Raw genomic sequence first — 16,323 nt, forward strand, 5'->3', positions numbered from 1 at the left:
TCAATGAGAGACAATTCTGTTCAACAGCGAATTATCCTGGCGGCTCAGCTTGCCGTATACTCAACTCATAAACAGAATTAACCGGATGTTACCAGTCTTACCGGCTCTCAGCGGTTACTGAAGGCCCTGGTCTCACACATTGAGGAAGCGTTCATGGAAAAGAAACACATTTATCTCTTCTGCTCGGCAGGCATGTCCACGTCACTGCTGGTCTCCAAAATGCGGGCGCAGGCGGAAAAATATGAAGTCCCGGTCATTATTGAAGCCTATCCCGAAACCCTCGCGGGCGAAAAAGGGCCGGAAGCCGACGTAGTATTATTAGGGCCACAAATTGCGTATATGTTACCGGAAATTCAGCGCCTGCTGCCGAATAAACCGGTTGAAGTTATCGACTCCCTTCTCTATGGCAAAGTTGATGGTTTAGGGGTATTGAAAGCCGCCGTCGCGGCTATTAAGAAAGCTGCAGCACAATAATTTTAACTTTTAAAACTCGATGTATTTTGACGCCTGGCGGCTGCCTGTTGCCGGACGTCAAAAAATAATGAGTTTATTTTCCCGTCAAAGAGTAATTTCATACATCATCGCCGTAATAGTTTATTGCGGCTTTTAAGGGTATTGACTATGAGTAAAGTGATCGATTCGCTTGAAAAGGTACTCCTTCCTTTTGCAGTGAAAATAGGAAAGCAGCCGCATATTAATGCAATAAAAAATGGATTTATTAAATTAATGCCGTTGACCCTCGCCGGGGCCATGTTTGTGTTAATTAACAACGTTTTTCTGAGCTTCGGCGAAGGCTCTTTCTTTTATTCCATGGGCATTCGCCTGGATGCCTCCACCATTGAAACCTTAAACGGCTTTAAGGCTATCGGCGGAAACGTCTATAACGGCACCCTCGGGATTATGTCGCTAATGGCGCCGTTCTTTATCGGCTCCGCGCTGGCGGAAGAGCGCAAAGTTGACCCGATGGCAGCTGGCCTGCTGGCGGTGGCGGCCTTCATGACCGTGACCCCGTATAGCGTGGGCGAAGCCTATGCGGTGGGCGCCAACTGGTTGGGCGGGCAGAACATCATCTCCGGGATGATTATCGGTCTGGTCGTTGCGGAACTGTTCACCTTCGTGATCCGTCGCAACTGGGTGATTAGACTGCCGGACAGCGTGCCGGGGTCGGTATCACGCTCTTTCTCAGCGCTGATCCCGGGCTTCTTGATCCTCTCCATCTTCGGCATTATTTCGTGGGCCCTGGCGAGCTATGGCAGCAACTTCCACCAGATCATCATGGACTCTATCTCGACGCCGCTGGCGGCGATGGGCAGCGTGGTTGGCTGGGCATACGTTATCTTTAACTCTCTGCTGTGGTTCTTCGGTGTGCACGGTTCTCTGGCGCTTACCGCCCTGGATAACGGCATCATGACGCCGTGGGCGCTGGAAAACATCGCGCTGTACAACCAGTACGGCTCTGTTGATGCGGCCATCGAAGCGGGCAAACAGTTCCACTTCTGGGCTAAACCGATGCTCGACTCCTACATCCTGCTGGGTGGCTCCGGGGCGACGCTGGGTCTGATTATCGCCATCTTTATCGCTTCTCGCCGCGCTGACCATCGTCAGGTTGCTAAGCTGGCGCTGCCGTCAGGCATCTTCCAGATTAACGAACCGATTCTGTTTGGTCTGCCGATCATCATGAACCCGGTGATGTTCATCCCGTTCGTGCTGGTTCAGCCGATTCTGGCGGCCATTACGCTGGCGGCCTACAGCCTGGGGATTATCCCACCGGTGACCAACCTGGCGCCGTGGACTATGCCGACCGGTTTGGGAGCGTTCTTTAACAGTAACGGCAGCGTTGCCGCCCTGCTGGTGGCCCTGTTCAACCTTGGCGTCGCTACCCTGGTCTACCTGCCGTTTGTGGTGCTGTCGAATAAAGCGCAGACCGTTATCGAGCAGGAAGAGAGCGAAGAAGACATCGCTAACGCACTGAAATTCTGATACCGCGCGGTACGGGCAGCGTCCCGTACCGCCTGATAAATGAGGGAAATATTATGTTTGATCTGGACAACATCGACGCGGTAGAGACCCCGGAAAATGACCTCGAAGAGGTAGTGATGGGGCTGATTATCAACTCCGGACAAGCCCGCAGCCTGGCCTATGCCGCGCTGAAGCAGGCGAAGCAGGGCGACTTTGCCGCAGCGAAAGCGATGATGGAGCAGTCGCGCCAGGCGCTGAGCGAGGCGCATCGCGTGCAGACCCAGCTTATCGAAAGCGATGAGGGCGAAGGGAAAATGAAGGTCAGCCTGGTGCTGGTGCATGCCCAGGACCATCTGATGACCTCCATGCTGGCTCGTGAGCTGGTGGCCGAATTGATTGAGCTGCACGAGAAGGTACAATAGGCCATCGCGACGATGAGGCAGCCCAGAATGATGACCACCGAGATCAGTACCGCCAGAGAACAACAGCTGTTCAACGGGAAGAACTTTCATGTGGTCATCTATAACAAAACGGAAAGCGTGAGCGGGCTTCACCAGCATGATTACTACGAATTTACCGTGGTGTTAACCGGGCGCTATTACCAGGAGATCAATGGCAAACGGGTGCTGCTGGAGCGCGGGGATTTCGTCTTTATCCCGATGGGCTCGCACCACCAGAGCTTTTACGAGTTCGGGGCGACGCGCATCCTTAACGTCGGCATCAGCAGACGCTTCTTTGAGAAACACTACCTGCCGCTGCTGCCGTTTGGTCTGGTGGCTTCGCAAGTCTACGCCGTGCAGAGCGCTTTTCTCGGCTACGTTGAGTCGGTCATCGCCTCACTCAATTTTCGCGAAACGGAATTTGACGAATTTATCGAGCTGGTCTCTTTTTATGTCATTAACCGTTTACGCCACTATCGTGAAGAGCCGGTTGCCGACGTGACGCCGCAATGGTTAAAAAATACCGTGGAAGCCATGCATGATAAGCTGAAATTCGGTGAAGGCGCTCTCGAAAATATGGTTCGCTTATCCGGAAAAACGCAGGAATATTTAACCCGGGCGACCCAGCGCTATTATGGTAAAACGCCGATGCAGATAATTAATGATATCCGTATCAACTTTGCCAAAAAACAGCTGGAAATTACCAATTATTCAGTGACGGATATTGCGTATGAATCAGGTTACAGCAGCCCGAGTTTGTTTATTAAAACCTTTAAAAAACTGACGTCGTTTACGCCGAGCAGTTATCGCAAACATTTGACCAGTATTAATTAAACCCGCGCGGCGTTCGCCGCCAGGTTTATACCGAAAATCATTCAAGTTAACTGTCCGCATTGTTGCGGAGAGCGGCCTGCGTCCAGGCGCAGCGCCTAAGGGAGAAAAAGATGAGCCAGAAATTAAAAGTAGTCACTATTGGCGGCGGCAGCAGCTATACCCCGGAATTACTGGAAGGATTTCTGAAACGTTATCATGAACTGCCGGTAAGCGAACTGTGGTTGGTAGACGTCGAAGAGGGCCAGGAGAAGCTCGATATTATCCACGCGCTGTGCCAGCGGATGGTGGAAAAAGCCGGCGTGCCGATGAAAGTCTATAAAACGCTGGATCGCCGCGCAGCGCTGCAGGGCGCAGATTTCGTCACCACCCAGCTGCGCGTGGGCCAGCTGAAGGCGCGTGAAAAAGATGAGCGCATCCCGCTGAGCCACGGCTACCTGGGCCAGGAGACCAACGGGGCGGGCGGGTTGTTTAAAGGACTGCGCACCATCCCGGTGATTTTCGATATCGTGAAAGATGTGCAGGAAATTTGCCCCGACGCATGGATCATCAACTTCACCAACCCGGCGGGCATGGTCACCGAGGCGGTCTATCGCCACACCAATTTCAAACGCTTTATCGGCGTGTGCAACATTCCTATCGGCATGAAGATGTTCATCACCGACGTGCTGCAGCTGAGCCCGAGCGATGAGCTGAATATCGACCTGTTTGGTCTCAACCACCTGGTGTTCGTCCGCGACGTGCTGGTTAACGGCGTCTCGCGCTTCGATGAACTGCTGGACGGCGTGGCCTCCGGCCGTCTGACCGCGAACTCGGTGAAAAACATCTTCGACCTGCCGTTTAGCGAAGGGCTGATCCGCTCCCTGCGCCTGATCCCATGCTCTTACCTGCTCTACTACTTTAAGCCAAAAGAGATGCTGGCGATTGAGATGGGCGAGTACTACAAAGGCGGTGCGCGCGCCCAGGTGGTGCAGAAGGTGGAGAAACAGCTGTTCGAGCTGTATAAAAACCCGGATCTTAACGTTAAGCCGAAGGAGCTGGAGCAGCGCGGCGGGGCCTATTACTCTGATGCCGCTTGCGAAGTAATCAATGCCATCTATAACGACAAGCAGACTGAGCACTATGTGAATATCCCGCATCATGGTCATGTCGATAATATCCCGGCGGACTGGGCGGTAGAGATGAGCTGCACCTTAGGCCGCGACGGCGCGAAGCCGACGCCGCGCATTACTCATTTCGATGAGAAGGTGTTAGGGCTTATCTACACCATCAAGGGGTTCGAAGTGGCGGCCAGCCAGGCGGCGATCAGCGGTGAGCTGAACGATGTCCTGTTGGCGCTGAACTTAAGCCCGCTGATCCATTCCGATCGTGACGCCGAACAGCTGGCGCGGGAGATGATTCTGGCGCATGAAAAATGGCTGCCGAACTTTGCGGCGACGATCGAAAAACTAAAATCGTAACGGGAGTAGCAAATGGAACGCGTATTGATCGTCAATGCCGACGACTTCGGCCTCAGTAAAGGGCAGAACTACGGCATTATCGAGGCCTGTCGCAACGGCGTGGTGACATCGACCACCGCGCTGGTCAACGGCGCGGCCATTGACCACGCCGCCCAGCTGAGCCGCAGTACTCCGGAGCTGGCGGTCGGTATGCACTTTGTGCTGACGCTGGGCGAGCCGCTGTCGGCCATGCCGGGATTAACCCGCGATGGCCGTCTGGGCAAATGGATCTGGCAGCAGGCGGAAGAAGATAGCCTGCCGCTGGAAGAGATCGCCCACGAGCTGGCGTGTCAGTACCGTCGTTTTGTCGAACTCTTCGGCCATGAGCCGACGCATATCGACAGCCATCACCATGTGCATATGTTCGCCCAGATTTATCCCATCGTCGCGGCCTTTGCCCGCGAGAAGGGCATTGCGTTACGCATTGACCGCCAGGTGGCGGCGCAGAGTGGGCTCGACCAGCAGGCGGCGCGCAGCAGCGCCGGCTTCAGCAGCGAGTTTTACGGCGAAGCGGTCTCTGAGGAACTGTTTCTGCAGACGCTGGATGCCTCCATCGCCCGCGGGGAGCGCTCCCTGGAGGTGATGTGTCATCCGGCTTATGTCGATCGGATCATTATGGGCAGCGCCTACTGCTATCCGCGACTGGATGAGCTTGATGTGCTGACATCTGCCTCGCTGAAAGCGGCGGTGGCCGACCGGGGTTATCGTCTGGGAACCTACCGCGACGTGTAAGCCCGACGGGGGAAAGGGAAAGTGAATCAAGCCCGGCACAGCGTGCCGGGCTTTTTACTACGCCGGAATAGCGGCGATTTTCGGGCTTCTCGACCACACGCGGTGGGCCGTCATCAGGGCGAGCAGTTTGTCCGCCGCTGGCGTGTCGAGCGCATCGGTGACGATGACCCCCTCTTCACCCTGGGTCGGAACATGCAGAACGGACGTCAGCTGCCGCGCATCCCCTGCCAGCAGGATCGGCTTCAGATGTTTATAGGCTTCCAGCAGGTAATAGCGCGCGTCACCGCTCTGACTCAGGGCGCTGAGGTCGCCGCCGAGCACCACCACCGCATCCACCGTCAGCGAAGGGGAACCGGCGAAGGTGCCGGCGATCGGCAGCGGAGAACCATCGTCGGCAATGACTTCGCCCATTCGCGAGTAGAGCAGCTTGCTGTGCACGCCCTGGGCCTGCAGCGCCTGCAGGAGCTGAACCAGATCCTGCGCTGAGGTGCGTTCGTTGAGCAGGACTGCCACCACGCGACCTTTCACATCGCCTTCGGCGTCGGCGTAGAGGCTGAGGCTGGGGTCTTTCTCCACGCCATTGACCGGGGCGGGCAGGGTAATGTTGCGCTGATCGTCGCTCAGTTCGATGCCTAAGTTCGCCCCAACCGCTTCCGCAAGCTTAGTATCAATGTGGGCCAGATGATCGACCACCCGCTCGCGGATCCAGGTGCGGACCACTTTGCTGAGTTCGAAGCTGAAACCATCGATAATATGCTGCTGTTCAATCGGCGTCTGGCTCAGCCAGAACAGACGCGGCTGGGCGTAATATTCGCCGAACGAAGGGCTGCGCTGGCGGATTTTTTCGCCGTCGACGCGCTCGGCGAGGGACTCAAAGCCACCGCGTTTGGCGGCAGGCGGCGTCTCGCGCGGCCAGTTGTCGTTAATCGAGTTGGGCTCGTAGTTGGCCGGATTGGTGTCAATGTCCATCCGGTGCATCCCGTCACGCTGGAAATTATGATACGGGCAGGTCGGACGGTTGATGGGGATTTCATGGAAGTTCGGCCCACCCAGGCGGCTAATTTGCGTATCGGTGTAAGAGAAGAGACGCCCCTGCAGCAGCGGATCGTTGCTGAAATCAATGCCCGGGACGATATGTCCGGGATGGAAGGCCGCCTGTTCATTTTCGGCAAAGAAGTTATCCGGGTTGCGGTTGAGGACCATTCTGCCAACCCGCTGTACCGGCACCAGCGCCTCGGGGATCAGCTTGGTGGGATCGAGCAGGTCGAAGTCAAAAGCAAATTCATTCTCTTCGGGGATCAATTGCAGGCCAAGCTCAAATTCCGGGTAGTCCCCGGCTTCGATGGCCTCCCATAGATCGCGGCGATGAAAGTCGGGGTCGCGGCCGGTCAGCTTCTGCGCTTCATCCCACACCAGCGACGCCTTGCCGGCGACCGGTTTCCAGTGAAAGCGAACGAAGGTGGCTTTGCCCTCGGCATTAATCAGACGGAAGGTATGGATCCCGAAGCCTTCCATGGTGCGATAGCTGCGCGGGATGCCGCGATCCGACATCGCCCACATCACGTTGTGCAGCGTTTCCGGCTGCAGGGAAACATAGTCCCAGAAAGTATCGTGGGCGCTCTGCCCTTGTGGTATGGCCCAGTGGGGTTCAGGCTTCACGGCGTGGACAAAGTCGGGGAACTTCATCGCGTCCTGGATGAAGAAGACCGGTGTGTTGTTGCCCACCAGGTCAAAAATCCCTTCGTCAGTGTAAAACTTGGTAGCGAAGCCGCGAATATCACGGACGGTGTCCGCCGACCCCGCGCCGCCCTGCACGGTGGAAAAGCGTACAAACACCGGGGTGATTTTATCGGCTGACGAAAGAAAATCGGCTTTAGTCAACGCAGCCAGGCTTTTGTAGGGCTGGAAGTAGCCGTGGGCGGCAGAGCCGCGGGCATGAACGATACGCTCCGGAATACGCTCGTGGTCAAAGTGGGTGATCTTCTCCCGCAGGATAAAATCTTCCAGCAGCGTTGGGCCGCGGCTACCGGCGCGCAGCGAATTCTGATCGTCAGCAATGCGCACGCCCTGGTTGGTGGTCAGCGGAAAATCTTCCCCCCCTTTGCGTTGCGCCTCCAGGGAATCCAGTTTGCTGTTATGAGTATCGGGCGCTTTCAGGCTGCCTGGGGCGGTGGGTTCGACGCCCGGAGCGGTAGGTTTCGGCGTGGGGCGCCACTCCCGATCGTCCGGCGCCAGCGAATCGAGACCCGGCTGCGCTTCCTCGCTGTCGTGGACCGGTGCCTGCTGTTGGTGAGGGTTCGGGTGCTTATCAGACATTACTCGTCTCCTGCTTTCATTGCTAAAAGTGGTCGTTGATAGACCAAAACCCTTCTAACTATAGAACATTACGCTGTCTGCGCCCGGCGAGGGGGCAGGGAGTTATCCTAAAATGCGCATCGGCGGCGAAGGGGCGACGAACGGGGCCACAATCGGCTATGATAGAGGTTTCTGTTTCCCGCTATGTTTAGTGAATCCATTTGTTATGAAACCATTGCGCCAACAAAATCGCCCTGTCATTAGCTACGTGCCGCGCGTGGAGCCTGCGCCCCCGGAACATGCCGTGAAAATGGACCATTTTCGCGATGTCTGGATTTTACGCGGGAAGTATGTCGCTTTTCTGCTGATGGGGGAGCATTTCCGTCGCTCACCGGCATTCAGCGTGCCGGAGTCGGCGCAGCGCTGGGCTAACCAGGTGCGTCAGGAAGGTGAGATTGAAGCCTGAGTCGGCTGCAGAAATAAAAATACCGCTGAATGATCAGCGGTTTTTTTTGTGCTTGCCGTTTAGCGATGCGCCAGTTCGGCTTCTTCCTCGCTATCGAAGATCGACTTGTCGGTCTGGCGCAGCCACTGGCTGGTCAGCGTCCCGGCGGTCATTGAGCCGTTAACGTTCAGCGCGGTACGCCCCATATCGATCAGCGGTTCGACGGAGATGAGCAGGGCTACCAGGGTCACCGGCAGGCCCATCGCCGGCAGGACGATCAGCGCGGCGAAGGTCGCGCCGCCGCCCACCCCGGCGACGCCCGCCGAGCTGACGGTGACGATGCCCACGAGGGTGGCAATCCACATCGGATCCAGCGGGTTGATGCCCACGGTCGGCGCGACCATCACCGCCAACATTGCCGGATAGATACCAGCGCAGCCGTTCTGGCCGATGGTGGCGCCAAAGGAGGCGGAGAAGCTGGCAATCGACTCCGGTACGCCGAGACGACGGGTTTGCGCCTCAACGTTCAGCGGAATGGAGGCGGCGCTGGAGCGGCTGGTAAAGGCGAAGGTGATCACCGGCCAGACTTTACGGAAGTACTTCAGCGGGCTGACGCCGTTAATCGCCAGCAGCAGGCCGTGGACGACAAACATAATACCCAGCGCAATGTACGAGGCTACCACGAAGCCGCCAAGCTTGATGATGTCCTGCAAATTCGACCCGGCAACCACTTTGGTCATCAGGGCCAGCACACCGTAAGGGGTCAGCTGCATGACCAGACGAACCAGCTTCATTACCCAGCCCTGCAGGGTATCGATCGCGGTCAGCACGCGCTGGCCTTTTTCCACATCCTCTTTCAGCAACTTAAGCGCTGCGACGCCGAGGAACGCCGAGAAAATGACGATGCTGATGATGGAGGTTGGGTTAGCCCCGGTCAGGTCAGCAAACGGGTTCTTCGGCACGAAGGAAAGGATCAGCTGCGGGACGCTGAGATCCGCTACTTTCCCCACATAGTTGCTCTGGATGGCGTTCAGACGGGCGGTCTCCGCGCTGCCCTGGACCAGACCCTCGGCGGTGAGGCCGAACATATTGGTCACCAGCACGCCAACCAGGGCGGCGATCAGGGTGGTGAACAACAGAGTACCGATGCTCAGGAAGCTAATTTTCCCCAGCTGCGAGGCATTGTGCAGGCGGGCCACCGCGCTAAGGATGGAGGCGAAGACCAGCGGCATAACAATCATTTGCAGCAGCTGGACGTAACCGTTGCCGACGATATTGAACCACTGGATGGAATCCTTCAGCACCTGGCTGTCAGACCCGTAGATTAGCTGCAGCGCCAGACCAAAGACCACGCCAGTCGCCAGACCGACCAGCACTTTTCTGGCCAGGCTCCACTGTTTATGGCGTGTTTGCCCCAGCGCAAACAGTAATACGGCGAACACGACTACGTTCGCTATTAATGGAAAGTTCATCCCCGTTCTCCTGATATTTTTATAACCTGGGCTGGTGGATAACCAGCTCTTATGACGGCAAGGTTAGCAGAAGGCGTTATCAAGGACTTATATTCAAATGGAATGGGTTATAACCAAATGGCGTTTTCCGCCGCTTTATCGCCCACTCTGGTGACTTATAAAGCGATTGAAGGTGATCTGTAGGGAATTGATCACCCCGGATGACCAGCGTATCGCGCTGTTGTCCGCCAGCGTCTGCGGCATCCAGACGGCATAGACGAACAGCGCCATACACAAGGCGCGTTCGAGCTGATTGCCCTTGCGTGGCGTAAGGATCGGCAGCCGGAAGCGCCAGCGACAGGGCCACAGCAGCGGCACACCGGCGGGGGTGAGCATATCGGCGAGAATGTGGCTGAGATAGCCCAGCACCAGGCCCTGGAGAGCGTCTGCCGGGACAATCCAGCTGTCAGGCACTTTCAGATAGAACAGCGTCAGCGCGCCAAAGACGGCCAGCAGGCTGTGGGTGAAGCCGCGGTGGCCAAAGGCCCGCGCCACGGGCTTTGAGATCCAGCTCAGCCGTTGGCCAAGAAACGACTTTGGGTGATCGATGTCCGGCAGCAGGCAGGTCAATACCGCCGAGGGCACAATATGCCACCAGTCGCCCTGCGCCAGCACCGGCGTTAACTCTGCGTTTTTGGCAAATACTGCGCAGGCGATTGAAAAGAAGAGATGGCCTTCCGCCGTCATGATAACACACCCTAAACTGTCGATTCATACAGTATAGGGTTTTTATACAGTGTACGGAAGAGGTGACGGTGTAACTCTTTGTCACAAACTCTCAGCGCGCCAGCCATCCGCCATCGACGGCCAGCGTATAGCCGTTAATATAGTCGGCCGCTGATGAGGCGAGAAACACCACCGGCCCCTGCAGGTCTTTCGGCGCTCCCCAGCGACCAGCGGGAATGCGCTCGAGGATCGCCTGGTTACGCTCTTCATCTTCGCGCAGCGCCTGGGTGTTATTGGTGGCCATATACCCGGGCGCTATGGCGTTGACGTTGATACTCTGGCCAGCCCATTCGTTGGCCAGCAGACGGGTCAAACCCAGCACGCCGCTTTTCGAGGCGGTGTAGGAGGGGACGCGGATCCCGCCCTGAAACGACAGCATCGAGGCGATGTTAATGATTTTCCCGCCTTCCCCCTGGCGAATGAACTGCCTGGCGACCGCCTGGCTGAGAAAGAAAACCGCTTTGAGATTCAGGTCGATCACCGCGTCCCAGTCGCTTTCCGTGAAGGTCAGGGCATCATGGCGGCGGATAATTCCGGCGTTGTTGACCAGAATATCGACCCGGCCCATCGCCGCCACCGCCTGGTCGACCAGACCGCTCATATCATTCTCTTGGCTGAGATCCGCCTGAATGGCGTGAAAGCGGCGGCCCAGCGCCAGCACCTGGGCGGCCGTATCATGGGGAATTTTACGGTTGATGCCGACGATATCGCACCCGGCCTGCGCCAGGCCCAGCGTCATTCCCTGTCCCAGGCCGGTATCGCAACCGGTCACGATGGCGACCTTACCCGTCAGGTCGAAGGCGTTCAGTACCATATTCACCTCTGTCAGCTGATCTACTGGCGTACGATGACGCCACCTGTGACCAGCATAGAGGGAGGAAAACAAAATTACAATTAAAATGAAACAATGTTTTGATTTTGTTGCTGGCGGCGTGACAGCGATTGTTGCACCCGCCAGCGGTCTTAGCCGAGCAAGTTCTCAGCAGTGAGTGCCAGCAGTGACGAAAGCTTGACGTCCGCCAGCGCAAAGCGCGGGTCGCGGCTGTTCTCCGCTTCCGGCACCACGATAGACCGCATGCGCGCGGCTTTGCTGGCGATCATGCCGTTGACCGAATCCTCCAGCGCGACGCAGCGCTGCGGGTCGACTCCCAGGGCAGCGGCACAGTTGAGGTAGACCTGCGGGTGCGGTTTGCTCCAGGGTAAATGCTCCGCGGAGGCGAGAGCATCAAACTGGTCGCGCAGTTCAAACATATCGAGCACTTTCTCCAGCATCATCAGCGGCGAGGCCGAGGCCAGGCCCACCTTTAAGCCCTGAGCTTTACACAGGGCCACTGCCTCGCGTACGCCCGGCAGCAGCGGGCGTGAGGCTTCCACCAGCTCAATGGCGCGACGAATAATGCGCGCGGTAGCTTCCGCCCGGTCTACGCCGTGCCACGGCTGCTGCGCGTACCACAGATCCACCACCAGGTCGATTCGCAGACCGAGCAGGTCGGGCAGTTCATCGCGGCGACGGGTATCCACTCCCAGGCTCTCCATGACCTCGACCTCCGCCTGATCCCAGAGCGGCTCCGAGTCAATCAGCAACCCGTCCATATCAAATATCGCGGCCTCAATGCGGCGCTTCGCTGACATATGTCCTTCTCCTGTTGCGTAATCAGATAAACGAATCGGCAATCATGGTATATCATACCGCGCATTATTGGGCGAAATTCGCCGTGGCAGATAGACTTATACCCGACATACTCGGGGGAGCGAGGGAAGCCAGCGCCACGCAACAGGCAGCAGGCGAACCACCAACGCGTCTTTAACAAGGGGAACTCATGACGTACCAACAAGCTGGACGCATAGCGGTTATCAAACGCATTTTAGGATGGGTTATCTTTATTCCCGCCGTGCTGTCGACGCTGATTTCTGTGCTCAAATTTATGTATGAGCACAGTGAAAAGAAACCCGGCATTGATGCGGTAATGATGGATTTTGCGCACGTGATGATTGAGATGATGCGCTTTAACACGCCGTTCCTGAACTTTTTCTGGTACAACTCGCCGCTGCCGGATTTTCACCATAGCCTGAACATCGGCTTCTGGATCATCTTCATTCTGGTGTTCGTCGGCATGGCCCTGCAGGCTTCCGGCGCGCGAATGGCGCGGCAGGCGAAATTTCTCCGCGAGGGGATTGAGGATCAGCTGATCCTCGAACAGGCCAAAGGCGCAGATGGGTTAACCCGCGAGCAGCTCGCTGAACGCATTGTGGTACCGCGCCATACGATCCTGGTGCAGTATTTCCCACTGTACGTGCTGCCGGTGATCGTGATTGTCATCGGTTACTTCTTCTTTTCGCTGCTGGGCTTTCTGTAAGTCAGGTGCCCGGCAAGCCGGGCACCTTCTTATTCCGCTGGCAGAGGACGTGGTTTTCCCTGATTATCAACGGCAACGTAGATAAACAGCGCTTCCGTCGCCTTGTAGCGCTGGCCAATCGGTTCTGAAGAAACTTTTTTCACCCACACTTCGATATTGATTGTCACCGAGGTGTTGCCGCGCTTCACGCAGCGGGCGTAGCAGCACACCACGTCGCCAACGGCGACCGGGCGTAAAAAGGTCATCCCATCCACCCGCACGGTCACCACGCGACCCTGGGCGATCTCTTTGGCCATAATGGCGCCGCCAATATCCATCTGCGACATCAGCCAGCCGCCAAAAATATCCCCGTTGGCATTGGTATCCGCCGGCATTGCCAGGGTGCGTAAAACCATTTCGCCCTTTGGGGCGAGATCTGTTGTTGTCATGCTCTACTCTGTTGTGGTCAAAGACGATCAGCGGGATGCTACTATGAAAATAGCGCAGTGAGAATAGGGGAATACGCCCGCTGGCGCGGGCGCGGTGGTTCAGAAGGAGAGGGTAACGCCGGCGTAATACGCGCGGCCAGGCTCATTGTAGGTCGAGGCGCCGGCATTTTCGCGATACAGTTGTTTATCAAATAGATTACTTATTCCGGCATTCAGGCGAATATCCCGGTTTAGCTGATACTGAGTACCAATACCCACGATGGAATAGGCGCCAACCTCGGTGGTGGCAAGGGTCCCGGTTTCGTTGCGGATCTCCGCATACTGACGCGGCTTCTGACGGCCATAAAGCGTCCAGTTCACATTCGCAGACAGGGCGTCGTTTACCTGCCAGTCGAGCATCGTGTTAACGGTATATTTCGGGATAACCGACAGCGGGTTGCCAGTCTCTTTACTTTCAGATTTGAGCATCCAGGTGGCATTGGTCCGCCAGCTGAGGACATCTCTCAGCACCGGGATCAGCAGATTTCCTTCCAGCCCCTCGACCACGGCTTTGCCGCCGTTCTGCCATTGCAAAATATTATTGCCGCTGGAGGTATAGCCCAGTACCTCTGTTCCGGAGACGATTTTGTTTTTGTAATCGTTGCGAAACCAGGTGACTCCGGCAGCGTAACCATTAAGGTTAAATTCGATACCGATCTCTTTGTTGATACTGATCTCCGGGTCGAGGTCAGGGTTACCCAGCAGGTAGCAGCTGCCTTCAGCGATCGTGTTTGGACAACCGTTGCCGCGGGTGGAGAGCAAATAGCCTTTACTGGATTGATAGAGGTTTGGCGCTTTAAACACTCGCGCGATACCGGCCTTCAGCGTGAACATATCGCCGAGCTCCTGAGACAGATTGAGGCTGGGGCTCCAGTTACTGCCAAACTGATTATGATAATCGAAGCGAATGCCGGGGATCAGGTTGGTGCCGGGCACGGCTTCGATATTATCTTCCAGATAGATACCGGTGAGGGTGGCGCTGTTTTTGGTACTGCGTTGCGTAGGGTCGCCCGAGGTCCCAGGGATAGTCTCGCCGTTGCTGTTAGTGGCCTGCATTGATGCCGGGTCGTCAAGCTGATCATGGTTCCATTCCATTCCCAGCGTCAGCGTCTGGTCCGCCAGCCAGAAGAAAGGCACATTTAATTCCGAGGTAGTACGCCAGGATTCCAGACGGCTGGTGGCATAATCTTCACTGTTGATCATGCCTTCGACGCGGCCGGTAGAGCCTTCCTGCAGGCGGGTATTGTTGGTTTTCTCGTAGTAAACACCGGCTTTGGACTGGCCCCAATCCCATAGACCGTTGTAGGTGAGTCCCCAGGACTGGCGATAGAGGCGATTAGTTTCGTGGCCGTACAGGGAGTCCACCAGCCCGTTCGGGCTAAGATTGCCGTTGCTGTACTGGGTATCACCAGCATAGATATTCCCCTGACGGCTATAGGCGTAGCTGAAATCGAGGATCTGTTGCGGGGTCATTTTCCATGACAGCAAGGTGTTAATATCTTTATTGCGGACCCCTTCGCGTCCCGCAGCGTAAGAGCCGTTTTGCGCATGGTTAATATCCCAGGCGTCGGGTTCCGTTTTATTGATATTGCCATACAGGCGCATCGTCAGCGCCTCGCCGGCCAGTGGGCCGCTGAGATTGAAGTTAGCGCGATTGGTCGTGCCTTCTTTGTTGTTTTCCGGCTGGTTGGTGAAGAAAGACAGCGAACCGTGCCAGGTGTTGGTCGGACGTTTGGTAATGATATTGACCACTCCGCCCGCCGCGCCGGAACCATAGCGCGCGGCTGCCGGACCGCGGAGAACTTCAATCCGTTCGACCATTTCGGCAGGTACCCAGTTGCTGTCGCCCCGGGTATCGCGTTCGCCGCGCCAGCTATAGCGAACCGCGTTACGTGACGTGACCGGTACCCCATCTATCAGGATCAGGGTGTTCTCCGGCCCCATGCCGCGGATATCAATCTGGCGGTTGTTGCCCCGACTGCCGCTGGCGCTGTTGCCGGTCAAGTTCACCCCGGGCATTTTACGGATGATGTCTGAGAGATCGTTGACCGGCGACTGCTTAGCAATATCCTCAGCCGTGATAATCGACACCCCGGGCTGTTGCTTAAGCGCCTCTTCCGCCGTACTGCGCACAATCATCGTTTCGGTATCTTGTTCTGATTCTTCAGCAAAGGCGTTAGGGGCGAGGAGACTGGATATGACCAGCGCCAGGGTCGTGGGCACAGAATATTGCGGCGATCTCATGTAAATATCCTTTTCAAAACAATGCAAAATGAGATCGAGAATATTAATGATAACAATTATCATTACAATGTAACGAGATGAATCTCCATAAAATCCTCACAATTACCGCAACTTTTTATGCAGTTGAGAGAAATCGTGAAGAGAGCCTGCACAGTGTGGCCGGGAAGCTGTCAGCGTATGCGCTGAGGTTGTGTGGTTGCAGGGAATGTTTGCCAGTGCAGTAAGCTTATAGGGGGCGAGCGCGGCGCGCGATGGCGCGCCGGCGGAGGGGTTAGTGGTGGTCGTCCTGCGGCATATGACGGTAGATGTAGATCCCGCTCAGCAAGGTAAAGACCAGCGTGAGGGCGGTTAAACCAAAGACCTTAAAGTTAACCCAGATATTCTGCGGCAGCCAGAAGGCGATATAGATATTGGCCAGCCCGCAGAGAATAAAGAACACCGCCCAGGCCAGGTTAAGTCGCGACCAGACCTGCTGCGGCAGGCTCAGCTCTTTACCCAGCATGCGCTGGATCAGCGGCTTTTTCATCACCCACTGGCTGAACAGCAGCGCGCCGGCGAACAGGGCATAGATCACCGTCACCTTCCATTTAATAAACTCATCATTATGGAAGAAGATGGTTAACCCGCCGAAGACGGCCACCAGCACGAAGGTGATCAGCGCCATTTTTTCCACTTTCCGGTAGCGCACCCAGCTGTAGATCAGCACGACGGCGGTCGCCACAATCAGCGCCGTGGTGGCGGCGTAGATATCGTAAAGCTTATAAAAGGCAAAGAAGACCACCAGCGGTAAAAAATCCAGAAACTGCTTCATACATCG

The 16,323-nt window shown here is 56.4% G+C and carries 17 protein-coding genes; 9 read left to right on the forward strand and 8 right to left on the reverse strand.

Annotation, left to right across the window (positions count from 1 at the left end):
* The first annotated feature begins 153 nt into the window (after positions 1–153).
* The 7 genes from chbB (at position 154) to chbG (ending at position 5,461) form a co-directional block, all read left to right on the forward strand.
* Entirely contained in the window at positions 154–474 is a 321-nt protein-coding gene (gene chbB, locus KHQ23_RS00080; RefSeq protein WP_002901547.1) for a PTS N,N'-diacetylchitobiose transporter subunit IIB, read from the forward strand.
* A 19-nt stretch (positions 475–493) separates the two neighbouring features.
* Positions 494–610 (forward strand): hypothetical protein, encoded by a 117-nt coding sequence (locus KHQ23_RS00085; RefSeq protein ID WP_014907779.1) that lies wholly within the window; start codon positions 494–496, stop codon positions 608–610.
* A gap of 11 nt (positions 611–621) precedes the next feature.
* A complete protein-coding gene (gene chbC / locus KHQ23_RS00090) occupies positions 622–1,980 on the forward strand; it encodes a PTS N,N'-diacetylchitobiose transporter subunit IIC (RefSeq protein ID WP_004148091.1) in 1,359 nt (452 codons plus the stop codon).
* A 53-nt stretch (positions 1,981–2,033) separates the two neighbouring features.
* Entirely contained in the window at positions 2,034–2,381 is a 348-nt protein-coding gene (chbA, locus tag KHQ23_RS00095; protein WP_004179419.1) for a PTS N,N'-diacetylchitobiose transporter subunit IIA, read from the forward strand.
* A gap of 27 nt (positions 2,382–2,408) precedes the next feature.
* Positions 2,409–3,233: a transcriptional regulator ChbR gene (gene chbR / locus KHQ23_RS00100; RefSeq protein ID WP_002901552.1), complete on the forward strand. Its 825-nt coding sequence runs from the start codon at positions 2,409–2,411 to the stop codon at positions 3,231–3,233.
* A gap of 110 nt (positions 3,234–3,343) precedes the next feature.
* Positions 3,344–4,690, forward strand: a complete 1,347-nt coding sequence (locus tag KHQ23_RS00105; protein WP_004148093.1) for a 6-phospho-beta-glucosidase — start codon at positions 3,344–3,346, stop codon at positions 4,688–4,690.
* A 12-nt stretch (positions 4,691–4,702) separates the two neighbouring features.
* Positions 4,703–5,461 carry a chitin disaccharide deacetylase gene (gene chbG, locus KHQ23_RS00110; RefSeq protein ID WP_004176512.1) on the forward strand — a complete coding sequence of 253 codons (759 nt, stop codon included), beginning with the start codon at positions 4,703–4,705 and terminating at the stop codon, positions 5,459–5,461.
* Positions 5,462–5,518: 57 nt separating this feature from the next.
* Here the strand turns inward: chbG and katE are convergent, their stop codons facing one another.
* Positions 5,519–7,777, reverse strand: a complete 2,259-nt coding sequence (gene katE / locus KHQ23_RS00115; protein ID WP_032434360.1) for a catalase HPII — start codon at positions 7,775–7,777, stop codon at positions 5,519–5,521.
* Between the two features lie 190 nt (positions 7,778–7,967).
* Here katE and cedA point away from each other — a divergent pair, with 190 nt between their 5' ends.
* Positions 7,968–8,222, forward strand: coding sequence for a cell division activator CedA (gene cedA / locus KHQ23_RS00120; RefSeq protein WP_008807754.1), 255 nt, complete (start codon positions 7,968–7,970; stop codon positions 8,220–8,222).
* A 59-nt stretch (positions 8,223–8,281) separates the two neighbouring features.
* Here the strand turns inward: cedA and KHQ23_RS00125 are convergent, their stop codons facing one another.
* The 4 genes from KHQ23_RS00125 to hxpB all read right to left on the reverse strand — a co-directional run bounded on the left by KHQ23_RS00125 (position 8,282) and on the right by hxpB (position 12,070).
* Entirely contained in the window at positions 8,282–9,673 is a 1,392-nt protein-coding gene (locus KHQ23_RS00125; RefSeq protein ID WP_004151918.1) for an L-cystine transporter, read from the reverse strand.
* 135 nt (positions 9,674–9,808) lie between these two features.
* A complete protein-coding gene (locus KHQ23_RS00130; protein ID WP_211776840.1) occupies positions 9,809–10,399 on the reverse strand; it encodes a metal-dependent hydrolase in 591 nt (196 codons plus the stop codon).
* Positions 10,400–10,490: 91 nt separating this feature from the next.
* The gene (gene kduD / locus KHQ23_RS00135) at positions 10,491–11,252 is read right to left on the reverse strand and encodes a 2-dehydro-3-deoxy-D-gluconate 5-dehydrogenase KduD (RefSeq protein WP_032434362.1); all 762 of its coding nucleotides are present in this window, start codon (positions 11,250–11,252) and stop codon (positions 10,491–10,493) included.
* Between the two features lie 149 nt (positions 11,253–11,401).
* Positions 11,402–12,070, reverse strand: a complete 669-nt coding sequence (gene hxpB, locus KHQ23_RS00140; RefSeq protein ID WP_032424864.1) for a hexitol phosphatase HxpB — start codon at positions 12,068–12,070, stop codon at positions 11,402–11,404.
* A 188-nt stretch (positions 12,071–12,258) separates the two neighbouring features.
* On the opposite strand from hxpB, the gene KHQ23_RS00145 reads away from it, so the two are divergent.
* Positions 12,259–12,795, forward strand: a complete 537-nt coding sequence (locus KHQ23_RS00145; RefSeq protein ID WP_002901627.1) for a YniB family protein — start codon at positions 12,259–12,261, stop codon at positions 12,793–12,795.
* A 29-nt stretch (positions 12,796–12,824) separates the two neighbouring features.
* On the opposite strand, the gene yciA is transcribed toward KHQ23_RS00145, so the two are convergent.
* The 3 genes from yciA to KHQ23_RS00160 form a co-directional block, all read right to left on the reverse strand.
* Complete coding sequence (gene yciA / locus KHQ23_RS00150; protein WP_002901629.1) at positions 12,825–13,223, reverse strand: acyl-CoA thioester hydrolase YciA; 399 nt, start codon at positions 13,221–13,223, stop codon at positions 12,825–12,827.
* Between the two features lie 99 nt (positions 13,224–13,322).
* A complete protein-coding gene (locus tag KHQ23_RS00155) occupies positions 13,323–15,506 on the reverse strand; it encodes a TonB-dependent siderophore receptor (protein WP_032435282.1) in 2,184 nt (727 codons plus the stop codon).
* Positions 15,507–15,777: 271 nt separating this feature from the next.
* Entirely contained in the window at positions 15,778–16,317 is a 540-nt protein-coding gene (locus KHQ23_RS00160) for a septation protein A (protein WP_002901631.1), read from the reverse strand.
* Positions 16,318–16,323 lie beyond the last annotated feature (6 nt).

It is taken from the genome of Klebsiella sp. 64, assembly GCF_018223915.1.
GTDB lineage: Bacteria > Pseudomonadota > Gammaproteobacteria > Enterobacterales > Enterobacteriaceae > Klebsiella > Klebsiella pneumoniae.

Excerpts from the sequence above, each read along its gene's own strand:
- chbB (WP_002901547.1), top strand. The coding sequence starts at position 154 with ATGGAAAAGAAACACATTTATCTCTTCTGCTCGGCAGGCATGTCCACG.
- KHQ23_RS00085 (WP_014907779.1), top strand. The coding sequence starts at position 494 with ATGTATTTTGACGCCTGGCGGCTGCCTGTTGCCGGACGTCAAAAAATA.
- chbC (WP_004148091.1), top strand. The coding sequence starts at position 622 with ATGAGTAAAGTGATCGATTCGCTTGAAAAGGTACTCCTTCCTTTTGCA.
- chbA (WP_004179419.1), top strand. The coding sequence starts at position 2,034 with ATGTTTGATCTGGACAACATCGACGCGGTAGAGACCCCGGAAAATGAC.
- chbR (WP_002901552.1), top strand. The coding sequence starts at position 2,409 with ATGATGACCACCGAGATCAGTACCGCCAGAGAACAACAGCTGTTCAAC.
- KHQ23_RS00105 (WP_004148093.1), top strand. The coding sequence starts at position 3,344 with ATGAGCCAGAAATTAAAAGTAGTCACTATTGGCGGCGGCAGCAGCTAT.
- chbG (WP_004176512.1), top strand. The coding sequence starts at position 4,703 with ATGGAACGCGTATTGATCGTCAATGCCGACGACTTCGGCCTCAGTAAA.
- katE (WP_032434360.1), bottom strand. The coding sequence starts at position 7,777 with ATGTCTGATAAGCACCCGAACCCTCACCAACAGCAGGCACCGGTCCAC.
- KHQ23_RS00125 (WP_004151918.1), bottom strand. The coding sequence starts at position 9,673 with ATGAACTTTCCATTAATAGCGAACGTAGTCGTGTTCGCCGTATTACTG.
- KHQ23_RS00130 (WP_211776840.1), bottom strand. The coding sequence starts at position 10,399 with ATGACGGCGGAAGGCCATCTCTTCTTTTCAATCGCCTGCGCAGTATTT.
- kduD (WP_032434362.1), bottom strand. The coding sequence starts at position 11,252 with ATGGTACTGAACGCCTTCGACCTGACGGGTAAGGTCGCCATCGTGACC.
- hxpB (WP_032424864.1), bottom strand. The coding sequence starts at position 12,070 with ATGTCAGCGAAGCGCCGCATTGAGGCCGCGATATTTGATATGGACGGG.
- KHQ23_RS00145 (WP_002901627.1), top strand. The coding sequence starts at position 12,259 with ATGACGTACCAACAAGCTGGACGCATAGCGGTTATCAAACGCATTTTA.
- yciA (WP_002901629.1), bottom strand. The coding sequence starts at position 13,223 with ATGACAACAACAGATCTCGCCCCAAAGGGCGAAATGGTTTTACGCACC.
- KHQ23_RS00155 (WP_032435282.1), bottom strand. The coding sequence starts at position 15,506 with ATGAGATCGCCGCAATATTCTGTGCCCACGACCCTGGCGCTGGTCATA.
- KHQ23_RS00160 (WP_002901631.1), bottom strand. The coding sequence starts at position 16,317 with ATGAAGCAGTTTCTGGATTTTTTACCGCTGGTGGTCTTCTTTGCCTTT.